At 56.5% G+C, this 11,612-nt stretch carries 11 protein-coding genes, 1 tRNA gene and 1 pseudogene; 4 read left to right on the top strand and 9 right to left on the bottom strand.

Translation table 11 applies throughout. The annotated features are described in order from the left end of the window. Nucleotides 1-42: 42 nt before the first annotated feature. Together C469_RS02975 and guaB are read right to left on the bottom strand one after the other, a co-directional pair. Nucleotides 43-648 (bottom strand): HalX domain-containing protein, encoded by a 606-nt coding sequence (locus C469_RS02975; RefSeq protein WP_008003757.1) that lies wholly within the window; start codon nucleotides 646-648, stop codon nucleotides 43-45. Between the two features lie 130 nt (nucleotides 649-778). After that, nucleotides 779-2,266 carry an IMP dehydrogenase gene (guaB, locus tag C469_RS02970; protein ID WP_008003756.1) on the bottom strand — a complete coding sequence of 496 codons (1,488 nt, stop codon included), beginning with the start codon at nucleotides 2,264-2,266 and terminating at the stop codon, nucleotides 779-781. 523 nt (nucleotides 2,267-2,789) lie between these two features. Between guaB and C469_RS02965 the strand changes: the two genes are divergently transcribed. The 3 genes from C469_RS02965 to C469_RS16655 all read left to right on the top strand — a co-directional run bounded on the left by C469_RS02965 (nucleotide 2,790) and on the right by C469_RS16655 (nucleotide 4,417). Further along, complete coding sequence (locus C469_RS02965) at nucleotides 2,790-3,815, top strand: DUF5794 domain-containing protein (protein ID WP_008003755.1); 1,026 nt, start codon at nucleotides 2,790-2,792, stop codon at nucleotides 3,813-3,815. An 86-nt stretch (nucleotides 3,816-3,901) separates the two neighbouring features. Beyond that, complete coding sequence (locus C469_RS02960) at nucleotides 3,902-4,129, top strand: DUF5795 family protein (RefSeq protein WP_008003752.1); 228 nt, start codon at nucleotides 3,902-3,904, stop codon at nucleotides 4,127-4,129. A 113-nt stretch (nucleotides 4,130-4,242) separates the two neighbouring features. After that, nucleotides 4,243-4,417, top strand: a tRNA-Trp gene (locus C469_RS16655). Between the two features lie 1,056 nt (nucleotides 4,418-5,473). Here C469_RS16655 and C469_RS16650 read toward each other — a convergent pair. The 5 genes from C469_RS16650 to C469_RS16640 all read right to left on the bottom strand — a co-directional run bounded on the left by C469_RS16650 (nucleotide 5,474) and on the right by C469_RS16640 (nucleotide 9,962). Next, nucleotides 5,474-6,160 (bottom strand): hypothetical protein, encoded by a 687-nt coding sequence (locus C469_RS16650; protein ID WP_147587241.1) that lies wholly within the window; start codon nucleotides 6,158-6,160, stop codon nucleotides 5,474-5,476. Nucleotides 6,161-6,303: 143 nt separating this feature from the next. After that, a complete protein-coding gene (locus tag C469_RS02955) occupies nucleotides 6,304-6,909 on the bottom strand; it encodes a site-specific integrase (protein WP_008003750.1) in 606 nt (201 codons plus the stop codon). A 133-nt stretch (nucleotides 6,910-7,042) separates the two neighbouring features. Continuing rightward, the gene (locus tag C469_RS16645) at nucleotides 7,043-7,945 is read right to left on the bottom strand and encodes a hypothetical protein (protein WP_147587240.1); all 903 of its coding nucleotides are present in this window, start codon (nucleotides 7,943-7,945) and stop codon (nucleotides 7,043-7,045) included. After that, nucleotides 7,946-9,121 (bottom strand): hypothetical protein, encoded by a 1,176-nt coding sequence (locus C469_RS02940; protein ID WP_008003747.1) that lies wholly within the window; start codon nucleotides 9,119-9,121, stop codon nucleotides 7,946-7,948. It abuts the gene before it with no gap. Between the two features lie 94 nt (nucleotides 9,122-9,215). Further along, entirely contained in the window at nucleotides 9,216-9,962 is a 747-nt protein-coding gene (locus C469_RS16640; RefSeq protein WP_147587239.1) for a hypothetical protein, read from the bottom strand. A gap of 126 nt (nucleotides 9,963-10,088) precedes the next feature. Between C469_RS16640 and C469_RS16635 the strand changes: the two genes are divergently transcribed. Further along, nucleotides 10,089-10,844 (top strand): hypothetical protein, encoded by a 756-nt coding sequence (locus tag C469_RS16635; RefSeq protein WP_147587238.1) that lies wholly within the window; start codon nucleotides 10,089-10,091, stop codon nucleotides 10,842-10,844. 53 nt (nucleotides 10,845-10,897) lie between these two features. Here the strand turns inward: C469_RS16635 and C469_RS16200 are convergent. Together C469_RS16200 and C469_RS02935 are read right to left on the bottom strand one after the other, a co-directional pair. After that, a pseudogene (locus C469_RS16200) lies at nucleotides 10,898-11,142 on the bottom strand (type II toxin-antitoxin system HicA family toxin). Next, nucleotides 11,139-11,438: a type II toxin-antitoxin system HicB family antitoxin gene (locus tag C469_RS02935; RefSeq protein ID WP_008003745.1), complete on the bottom strand. Its 300-nt coding sequence runs from the start codon at nucleotides 11,436-11,438 to the stop codon at nucleotides 11,139-11,141. The pseudogene C469_RS16200 and the gene C469_RS02935 overlap by 4 nt, the downstream one beginning before the upstream one ends. Nucleotides 11,439-11,612 lie beyond the last annotated feature (174 nt).

Raw genomic sequence — 11,612 nt, 5'->3', positions numbered from 1 at the left:
GAGTTCGTCCGGACCGTACTTAAAAAGTCGCGCGTGACGGAATTACGAATCAGCGTCGTCGTCCGCGTCGGTGTCGAACTCCTGAAACAGCTTCTCGAAGTCGTCGTCGTCCTCGGTCACCGCCTCCAGCGACCGATCGGCGTCCGACCGGAGCTCGTCGATCCGATCGGTGAGCCGCTGGTACTCCTCGTTGTCCGCGAGTTCGGTGGCGCTCTTCTCGGTCTCCAGCATCGCCTTCTTGGAGGTCAGCGAGAACAGCTCCTGCATCTCGGTGTCGTACTCCCCGCGGCGGAGCAGCCCCTCGACCGTCTCGCGGAGGGTGTCGCTGGTGACCGGCTTCACGAGGTAGTCGTCGAACCCCATCTTCAGAATGTCGAAGTCGGGCTCGACCGCGGTGACCATCGCGACCCGGCAGTCGACGCCGCGCTCGCGGACCGCGGCGAGGACTTCGTCTCCGGAGAGCCCCGGCATCCGGCGGTCCAACAGGATCGCGTCGACCTCGTCGTCGGCCTCGTCGAGCTCGTCTAACGCCTCCTGGCCGCCGTACGCGGTTCGGACGCGATACTCGTCGCCGAGCCACGCGGCGTACAGGTCGGCCAGGTCAGGTTCGTCCTCCACCACGAGGACCAGCGGCGGTTGCTCACTCATGGATTCTCGGAGCGACGACGTGTTCGCTCACACGTTTCGTCTTTTCGCGGACTATATTAAAATACCTCTTCGGGTCCGGCCACCGGTTTCGAAACCGGCTCGAAATCCGGGACCTCCCGACGCCGCCGCGTCACTCGTTCGGGCTGTAGTTGGGCGCCTCGTCGGTGATCATCACGTCGTGCGGGTGGCCCTCGGTCTGTCCCGCGCTGGAGACGCGGACGAACTCGGCGCGCTCGTGGAGCTCCGGAATCGTCTCGGCGCCGACGTACCCCATGCCGGAGCACATGCCGCCGGTGAGCTGGTGGAGCTCGGATGCGAGGCTCCCCTTGTAGGGGGTCGCGGCCTCGACGCCCTCGGGGACGAACTCCTCGTCTTCGTCCTCCTCCTTGAGGTAGCGGTCGCCGCCGCCGGACTTCATCGCGCCGACGGAGCCCATCCCGCGGTACTGCTTGTACTTTTTCCCCTGCATCGTGATGACGCGGCCCGGCGCCTCGTCGGTGCCGGCGAAGTAGGAGCCGAGCATGACCGCGTTCGCGCCCGCGGCGAGCGCCTTGATCGCGTCGCCGGAGTAACGGATCCCGCCGTCGGCGATCACCGGAACGCCGTGTTCGGACGCCACGTCGGCCACCTGTGAAACGGCGGTCATCTGGGGCATCCCCGCCCCGCTCACCACGCGGGTGGTGCAGATCGAGCCGGGGCCGATGCCCACCTTCAGTCCGTCCGCGAAGTCGACGGCGGCCTCGGCGGCCTCGCGCGTGCCGACGTTGCCGACGACCACGTCGGCGTCGACGGTCTCCTTGATCGCCCGCGCGGAGTCGAGCACGTTGAGGTTGTGGGCGTGCGCGCAGTCGATGAAGATCACGTCGACGTCGGCCTCGTCGGCCGCGACCGCTCGCTCCTCCTCGAACGGGCCGACCGCGACGCCGGCGAGCAGGCGCCCGTCCTCGTCGCGGGCGGCCTCCTCGTGCTCGCGGCGCTGGAGGATTCCCTGCATCGTGACGAGCCCGACCAGCCTCTCGGCGTCGTCGACGATCGGGACGCGCTCGATCTTGTGGTCGTACATCAGCTCCAGCGCTTCGCGCGCGTCGACGTCTTCGGGGGCCGTAATGACCTCGTCGGTCATCGCCTCGCGGACGGCGTCGTCCTCGCCGACCTCCAGGTAGGGGCGGATGTCAGTGCCGGAGATGATACCGAGGACCGTGTCGTCCTCGGCGACGACCGGAGCGCCGGAGACGCCCTGTCGCTCCATCACGGCGTCGGCCTCGCGGACCGTGTCGTCGGGGGAGACGGTCACGACGTTCTCGCGGCGGATGACGAGCTCGTGCGCGCGCTTGACGCGCTCGACCTCTTCGGCCGTCTCCTCGACGGTCATGTTGCGGTGGAGGACGCCGAGCCCGCCCTCGCGAGCCATCGCGATCGCGAGGTCGCTCTCGGTGACGGTGTCCATCGCCGCCGAGAGGACGGGAAGAGTGAGTTCGACGTTCTTCGAGACGCACGCGGAGAGGTCCGCGTCGTCGGGCTCGACGCGGCTCTCTTTAGGTTTTAAGAGCACGTCGTCGAACGTCAACGCTTCCGGAACGTCGAGTTTCGCCGAGAATCGACCGGAGTCTGTCGCCATATAAACCGTCGTGAGTCGCCGATAAAAAGCGTTGCGAGTCAGCACGGACGTGCACGTCGTTGTCATCCAAATTCACGTAATATGCAATTTTGTGGATCGATATTGGGCAGTTATATTTCGTCTGTCGTCGGATCGGCACCGAAACGGTCGTGCACAGATCGGTCGTCGCGGGCGACGGCATCCGATGAATCGTCGCTTGTGGCCGGAGTTCGTCGGCACATCCACATTCTACTTATAAAATATCGATACCGATCTCTCGCCCCGTGCGGGCACGTCTCACACAACCTTTAACGCAACCGAAACAGATATATGAGGTATGGACTCCGACAGTCCCGTGAACGCGCGCATCGCCGGCCAGCCGACCCTCATCCTCGGCGCCCGCTTTACAGCCGGCAATTCGCGCAAACGCTTTACATGGGCTCGTCGGGCCGTTCGCGGATTCGACTCCGCACGCCGGGCCCTCGGCTATCGCCGGTCGCCCGCTTCCCACCGTCTCCCCGTCGGTCAGGGTCATCGCCCCTGAATGAGCGTCTCACGGCATCCGATCGCCCTCCGGCTGGAACAGCAGGTCGGGAGCGCGACGAAGCTGCTCGCGACCGTGATGGTGCTGCCGCTCGTCGACGGGATATTCCCCGCCTTAGTCGTCGCCGGCGTCTTGACGACTGCGACGGGCGTGATCGAGACGGGCATCCTCATCTTCGGCGGCTCCGCGACCGCCGCGGTGATCCTCGCGGAGATGGACGGCAGCCGCCGACAGATGGTCGTCTCCGTGCTGCTGATCGGTGCGATCATCATCCCGCTCGCCGCGCTGGAGGCCGCGCTCGCTCCCACGTTCAAAGGGTTCCTGAATCTCCCCGTCTTCGAGCGCTTCGCCGGGTTGGTGATCCTCACGATCGCCGCCAAGACCGCGAGTTCGGAGATCGGCGAGCGCCTGCCGAGCCCCGGCGTCATCATCGCGCTCGGACTCGTCGCCAGCTTCGATCCCTCCGGATTCGCGATTCGCACCTCCCCCGAGTACGTGCTCAACGGCGCCGCCGCGGCCGGCGTCGGCGTCGCGTTCGCGCTGGCGGTCGCGCTGCTGTCGCCGCACCTCCGCGGGCGCGTCGACATCGACCGGTTCCGGTTCGGATCGGCCGTCGCGCTCGGCGTGCTCGCGCTGCCGATCCTGCTCGGCCCCTTCGACCTCATGCAGACCGAGGCGCCCATCGCGCTGGCGGTGCTCGCTGTGACGACCCTGTTCGCCTACGACCCGAACGCCGGGCCGGCGGACGGTCCCGCGGGCGACGGTACCGGCGACGACCCCGACGGCGGTGACGGAGACGCCGCCGACAGCTCGAGCGAAGGCGACGCCGGTGTCGACGACGCAGCGGACGACGACGACTCCCCCGATTCGACCGACCCCCCGCTCGACGCGCCGACCGCGCCCGGCCCGATCGTCGACGACGACGTGGCGGTGATCGCCAACGGCGGCGATCCCTCGGTGTCGAGCGACGAGAGCGACGGTACGGACCCCTTCGCGGACGACGACTCGCGGGCGCCCTGGCTGTAGCCGCGGGTGATTTGGGGACCGAGGGCCGCGCCGGTCGTCCCCCCGCGTGTCGCGGGTATTTAGGTGCTCGGCGGCATACGCCGAGTATGTCCAATCGCGTCGTGCAGGGGCGGATGGTGACGCCCGAGAAGCTCGCGGAGCTGGTCGAGGGCGAGTCGGTGCTCGAGGCCGAATCGATCGCTGACGCCGACCGCGACTGCCCGGAGTGCGGCGGCGGCGTCATCACCGTCGGCTACATGCCGAGCGTGACCGAGTTCGTGACCGGCTACAAGTGCCAGGAGTGCGACTGGAGCGCCGACGACCGAGAGGAGTGAACGGCCGGGGGCGCCGCCTCGCGTGTCCCCCGCTCCGCCGTCCCGTCGTCCGATCGCTCGCGATCGAAACCCCTTTATCCGCGTTTCGGCAACCAACTGATGCGAGATCACGCGGGGCTGTGGCCAAGCCAGGCATGGCGACTGACTCCAGAGGCTTGCGCCCGGGACGACACTCCAGACTGATATACCGAGCGGCCGACTGATCATCGGTCGTGTTGACGACCCTCTGGAGTTCCGAGGCGCACCGGAGATATCAGTCGATCGGGGGTTCAAATCCCTCCGGCCCCATTATCTCCTTCAGTCGATAGATCCGCACGCACAGAGCCGCTACCGCCGGTTTCCGAATCGAGGTCGGAAGATTCGACAACTGGATTTGAACCGGTTACCGGTTCATCCCTGCCATCGTTAGGTGGTCACTTGGATTCATGATAGCGGCATTCATAACCGTAACTCCCCAGCGAACACTCAACCGTATAGGCTGGACAGAAGCGTATCAAGCGACAGGAAGGCCCCGGTCTAACAGAACCAAAGACTGGTAACGAGATTGGCGGAACGTGGAATTGTCAAACCTCGCGCCTTCTCGCATGCTTCGGATTCTCTCGGTCAAGTTGTGGCTCTTTTAAGTTGACAGTTCAGAGTCAACTGAATCCCAGTCGTCTCTTGATCCGTGCGATTGTATTGTTGGTTCGCTCCTTTTCAACTTCCCAGCCCTCCTCATCAAGTTTCTCGCCGATAGGCTCAACATGCTTGTCGCCAACCAGAATAAGAACGGACTCATGTTCTCGCTCGTCGCATTTTTGTACGATAGTGCGAGCCATCTTTTCGTCGCGATCACCAGTACTTTCGGCTTTGTTGAAATCCTTTTCTTCAGGTATGTTCTTGTCTGAAACAGCGGGTCGATGAGAGATACGAACTGGTCAGTCGTTTACCAGTTCAGAAAAGTTATCACAAACACCACTCGAACTAGTTTTGATGCCCTCCAAAACAGATGAACTACTTACATCGATTCGGTATCTGCTCTTCATAATTGTATTTTTGCTCGGGCTGGGAGTCGCGGCACTCGGTGATATCGCTGTTGCGGTACGTGGTTACATGACAGGGATATCGACTGCTGCTCGCTCGATCGGGGGCGTAGTCGTACTTACAGAACTTGGGCTTCTCTTTTATGCGGTGCTTCGACCGAACGAGAACCAAGACTCAGCGAACTAAGTTTATCGAGTGATTCGTGATTTCCCTGTACTGAGCGGTTCTTGAGTATCTTGTACTGACCGCACCGGGATCGAACCTATCACTTTCTGAGAATTTCAACAGAGCCGATACACAAAATATCACACAGAAACCTCTCTAGCTTCTCCTTATACAATACCCCTTGTTGTATACCTCGAATGCGAGCCCAATAATAAATGCAACCACGGCCCCCCCGATTGTGTATAGAACCGGTTGTGACCCATCATGCCATATCATAAAGATGGTACCCGCCGCAGTTCCAACCCACCCTAGAGTTGCTACTGCTGCAAACCCGATCACCAAGTCACTACTAGACTTTCCAATAATGCTGTTTGACTCTTTTACATCTTCATCGGCGAAGTCATACACTTTATTTCCAGCGAGATATTCATTGAGCTTAAAACTATTGAGGTTCTTTTCAAGCTCTCTCCGCCGGCCCCACGCCTTGTTCCGAGCCTGCTTGGTTGCGTAAGACCACCAGAGAAGATTGGCAAATCCCGCAGCAGACACGATTGAAACGACTATAACAGAAAATAGTTGCTGCTCATCAAATAATCCGAGGACGATCTGTAAGAGAATAGCCAGAGCGACTAGCGATAGATAGAATGAGGTAAATAGCATTTGGTCCCGATATCTTGCTTCAGAACCAGCAATCTTGTATTCCTCAAGTCCGATTCTACTGTTTGGACTTGAACCCGTATCGCCGCCTCCATCACTAGTTGGCGACCCACCTCCGGGACTGCTGTCCTGCTGTTGTTCGTCGCTTGCTTCTGGACCTGGACCAGGGCTAGCACCTCCTTCCATCCTGTCATATGGGTACAAATAGATACTTAAAAAACTCTCGTACATATAATCTGTTTTACAATCGATCTCTCGTGCGACGGAGACGAGTGATGTACATCGTAGATCCTTCGCTTCAGTTGCTAGTGTATCTAGATCGCCGAGATTTACTCAAACCCCGCTTTTTCGAAAGCGTCGTTCACGACCTCCGATGTCGGCGCATTTAGATACGGTTCGATCGCTTGGAAGGAGTCCCACCCGCCGACCTGCATGACCACGCGCGGGTTCACCTGCTTGTCGACAAGGAGCCGCTGAGCGAATCGACGACGGAGATCGTGGCTCGACACGTGGAGAAAGTCCTCGTCGCCGGTCGCGTCGGCCGCGCGTTCGGCCGTGCGTTTGACCACCGCCCGGATCCCGCTCTCGGAGAGGTCGACGATCGGATCGTGGCGGCCGACGTCCTCCGACCGGACGTACCGGTGGATGTCGCCCTCGACGTCGCGTGGGAGGTAGGCGTCGCGAGGCTTCCCGCCGCTTCCTGTCGTGTCTTTCACCTCTGGGACGCGGAGTCGGAAGTGGTCGCCGTCGGCAGTCCGCTTCACGTGTTTCGGCGCGACCTGCGGGATCTCGAAGGCGCGGAGCCCGACGAACCCGCCGAGCTGTATCACGAGGTCGTCGCGGTGACTCCCGGCGGCGCGGCGGAGCTCCTCGAGGTCGTCGTCTGTGAGCCACACTTTGTGCTGGTCCGGCTTGCCGGTCGCCTCTAAGCGCATGTGAACTTTCAAAAGAAGGTAGCACTTAGTACGGCAGAACCGACGAGGTCCTCGGCCCGATCAGGGCGGTTTCGAGGGTCTATTTATCGACTTGTATAACAAGTCGTGATTCGAATCGATATGGGTCACAGGCTCAGAGGAACTCTTGAAGTCCTGCCTGTTCCCCATCAGCCTCCTCAAGGTGCTCCTCCACTCTCTTTTCGCGTAGGAGATCCTCGATGCCGAGAATATCCCCGAGATCGTCTCGACGGAATAGATAGCTTCCGTCAGATTGCCTGTGACATGCCTCTGCATACGACAGGAATGAGAGACTTTGCTTTATTTTTCTGAGGCGGACATCACGCCTCCCGTGGAAGTTCTGTATTTCAGAGGGGGTAGCCTCGAAGCTATCACCATTCAGGTTGTTCAGCACAATATCATGAGTAATCGAGTAGCTGAGGGCTTCTAACTCGACATTCTCGGGAAGGTAGATCACCTTATCAGTAGCTTTCGGCAGCTGAATCCCATTTGAGAACCTGTCGTTATACTCGTCCCGGGAGAACGATCCAGAATCTAGTTGTAGGGTCGAACCGCGCTCTTGAGTGAGTACTGGTGCGTATTCAGCCAACTCTTCCAAGGTTTCTCGGCAGTTTTCATACTCCTCTTTGCACTCCTCGATAAACTCTTCTCCGTACACGATACAGTGTTCAAAACCCACGATATCGTCTCGATTATATCGTTCTGCAAGATCAGTCTGCATCGCGAACTCTTCGACCGCCTCGAGCCCGAGTTCGCCATATTCCTGCATCTGATCGATATGGCTATCGTTGATATTCTCCCCGGCTTTGATCTCGACGAACAATAGAACTCCGTCTTTATACAGGGTAAAGTCAGGATCAGGCGTTGGATCCTCGTCACCTCCCGGGACCCGCATGAATGTTCCAACCAGCCCAAATCCACGGGAAGAGAGACCCGTTGTGTTGTGTCGACTTTTGATTGCAGCGTGAAAGAGGTTGTAGGAGTAGATCTCGTCTTTCTGACGCGGCCACTCCGACATTTACAGGACCCCCACCTTCTCTGAGGTCTTTTCTAGCCGATAGGTGGTGTTGAACTCTTGTCTTATTATATCACAGAAGTCTCGAAGTGTGACTGAGTTTGTCGCCGGCTTCGCATGTAGGACGATATTCCGATCCTCAATGGTTATTTCAAACGGCTCATCCCGGTCTTTGTCGAAGACCATGTAGTTACCGTCTTCCCAAACCGAGTACTCGTAGCGCCGTTTTCCGTCTACCACTTCTTCCTCTAATTTCTGGACTAACTCCTCGTGGGAAGGAGCGACATCTGGTTCGAGGTCGTCCACCTGCTCAACCAATTCAAGAGTCGTATGCCCCTCTACTGAGAAGCCCTGCCGTTGGGGAATCTTCCTCGGTTTATGTTCGACATCGAAGTTCTCTCGGTCGCGTGACTGATACTCTTCGCCCAGCTGCATCAGCGTCTCGTGACCGAGTTCCTGACTATCCTCTCGGATTCGGGGAACAGAGAAATATCCACCAACATCCATTGACGTTTTCACCGCGTCCACAGGGCTGTTTCTGCGGCTCAGTTCGAGTCGAGATGGGCGTGCGTTGAACTCCTCCTCGACCTTTTCGAGGTCACCCGGCTCAGATCCATGAAACTGGATGCTGACACTCTGTTCTCTGTAATACGGCTGGTACTTAGCGGTAAATCCGGAAACGTCGGTCTTCTGTAGATCTTCGGATATCTCTTCAAGATCCTCCGAAGAGAGGAGGAGGCGATCCAGTTCTGGTAAGTACTTAATCAAACGCTCTACGGTCCTTTCAGTCCACTTTCGGCGCTCAATAGTAAATACTCGCAGGTAGTTATCTGGGTAATAGAAGAAGAACTGGTCGGTACGATCGTACTGCGGCGTCGTGATCTCTACAGAGGAGATCTCCTCGTTCAGTATGTACTCCTCAAAATTATGTGAATCGAAGAACTCCGTTTGCGGCTTTGTGAGCCCATCAGTAAAGAGCAAGTCCTCGATTCTTTCCTCTATGTCTCCCTGCTCGAGCCCTCGGTTTTCCGCGAGGAATACCTTAAGCTCCGTCGTGGTCTTCTTCTTCTCACGACCTTCCTCAGCAATTTCCTCATCGGATTTTGTAACGTACTGGATCAATCTGTCGAGGATTGCCCCAGTCTCTTTCCCTTCGAGGTTGCCCGGTTCGAAGTACATACTAGTGTCCCTTATATAAGCCATATAACCCAACCATGAAAACTTCCCGGCACGTGGTGAATGTAGTAGCAGTTATTTATGACAAGTCGTTCACCTACTCAGGTTCATTCGATCCATCTTCTGCTTGCTCACTCAAACGATCGATAAATGAACTGAGTATTGTCCAAGTAGTCTCTAAGATCTCTTTTCTTTCTTCGCCTGATAATGAATAAACGTCGCCGTGTCTTCGGTCCTTTGCGTATATTTGGATCCCTTGTTCAATAGTTTCTCTACTAACCTCAATATCGCTCCTGAGTCTCTCCCAAGATTCGGTGTCATCACTTTCTTTGTAGAATTGACGGAGAGATTCGATGGAACGGAAGCAATAGAATCCTGTGTCTTCTGCATGTTCCAGAGCTAGCCTGTAATCGCGAAACGCACGCTGTAGATATGGTGCGGCATCTGTACTATAGACATCTAATATCTTTCCGTACCACTCATCGGCTTCCCCGTTTTGGGTAGTTTTCTCAGCGATGTATCCGTGCTCTATCCCGAATACTCGTTTACTGCCAGATGGTGTAATAGCTCCAGTAATTTCCACCGAAACGTGTTTTCCATATATAAATGCGAATGGATCTGTTATAGAGGAGACCGAAGACTGTACTAAATTTTGGAGTGTATCAAGATCCTCCACTTCGGACTCAGGATGGACTTGAACTAAAAGCTGAGAACCATGTGTGAATATGTCTATTTCGAAATTGATGAATTGACTCCGGTGTTGGAGGCTCACCTCACCGATCGCAGCGGCGGCTCGTTCGGGGTGCACACGTCCAAAAAACGAGAACGTTCCACTTTCTCCCATAAACAGTCATCTGATTCCAGAATTAAATCTACTGCGGCATTCCATAATAAGTCGGCAGGCAAACCATACTTCTCACATTTGCACATAGTGAAATGATTTAATAACCGGACATGGATATCAGGTCCCGTGTTTGACAATTGTCATCGAGGGGATAGAGATCTCCTCCTATTCCTGAAATACCAATACTACTCATTACTCCCTTGGCTGATTTACGTTATTATTGGGGTGATTCTGGAGATAGTACGAATATGGTACTTTCCAGCTAGTCCCAGTAGCACCGGATTTTTATTATATTATACATTTTTTGTTCCCCACCAAATTCTGCTCATATCTCTGGTTTCTGTAATTCTAATCAAATTCATATCCACGCTAAAAGCAACATTAGTCCACGTCTGGAGGAGCTGTACCCCTCCATTTGATTCAGAAGTGGAGATATTTAGTAAGTCAGTGCCAACTAAAGATACTATTCAAACAGCTCAAAACAGGGGCATACTGTTCTTATCCGGGGGATATCTAGTAGGAGAGATTATTCCCTCCTTTGGGGAGATCCCACTACGATATGGAAGTATTTCGTTCACAGAACTTCCAAGTTTACCATATCCTGAAACGCTCACTGAGATAGCTTCTGGATTTCCCATTGTAGGGGATATACTCGCGTTATCATTACAGTCATTAATTTCAGTACAGTCACCAGTGCTGTATATCCCAATATCGATCTCCGCGTTTCTAATGCTCATTGGGGCTTGGAACCTATCATACGCTTCTAGATACTTTTTACAAGTAGAATCTAAGGAGAGAGAAAAGTGGCAACAATTGTTATTCGAATTGTTGGCAATCCTTACTGGACCGCTTGTTATTGTGTATGTATACTATGTGTTTTGAGGGAGTAGTAGCTACATGTGTAAGAAGTCGGTAGTCGCAGTAACTCGCTCGGTTCAGCTATTCCGGTCGATCCACTCGCAGAACGAGTCGAAATCAAGTGCTCCGCATTGGTCGGCTATGTTTCGAAGCGTGCCGGTGCGGATCTCTCCGTGAATCGGAACGCTGACATTCCGAACTTCCTCTGTCTGGGGATGTTTGTACCTGAGCTTGAGGTGACTTCCCGTCCGATCAACGGGATAATACCCGTTTCGATGAGAACAGAAGCGACTTCTTCGCCGGTGAACTGTCGTCGCGTCATTCCTCGTCCGCGTCGAACCACGGCGCGTCCGGGACTCCGGGCTCGTCGGGGACCGATTCGGGATCGATTCCCCACTCGCGGAGATCGTCGTCAGTGATGGATCGGCCCGCCTCACCTTTGTGGAGCGCGACCGCCTCATCGATCATCTCCAAAGCGTGCTCACGCGTCTCACCCTGCGTCGTCACGCCTGTCTCCTCATCGGTGACGATCCACATCTCGCCGTCCTCCGAGAGTTCCAGCGTGATGTGAGTCGCGGGTGCCGGTCTCTCACCGTTGCCACCCGTATCCGTACTCATGCCTGTGATTAGAGCGCACCTCATCAAAAGGGTTCGGGGCGGTTGGAAACCATCCGGAACCGTTCGGAACACTCGGGGGTCGGCTTATATCCCCGCACCGTGACCGAGGCTAATGTGATACGCGACTGAACGGTGTTCGACGACGATCACCTCCCCTCCACCATTGTTGGCCGG

The organism is Halorubrum lipolyticum DSM 21995, from assembly GCF_000337375.1.
GTDB lineage: Archaea > Halobacteriota > Halobacteria > Halobacteriales > Haloferacaceae > Halorubrum > Halorubrum lipolyticum.
The sequence above is the reverse complement of the archived record's forward strand: the minus strand, read 5'-3'. Positions and strand labels throughout refer to the sequence as shown.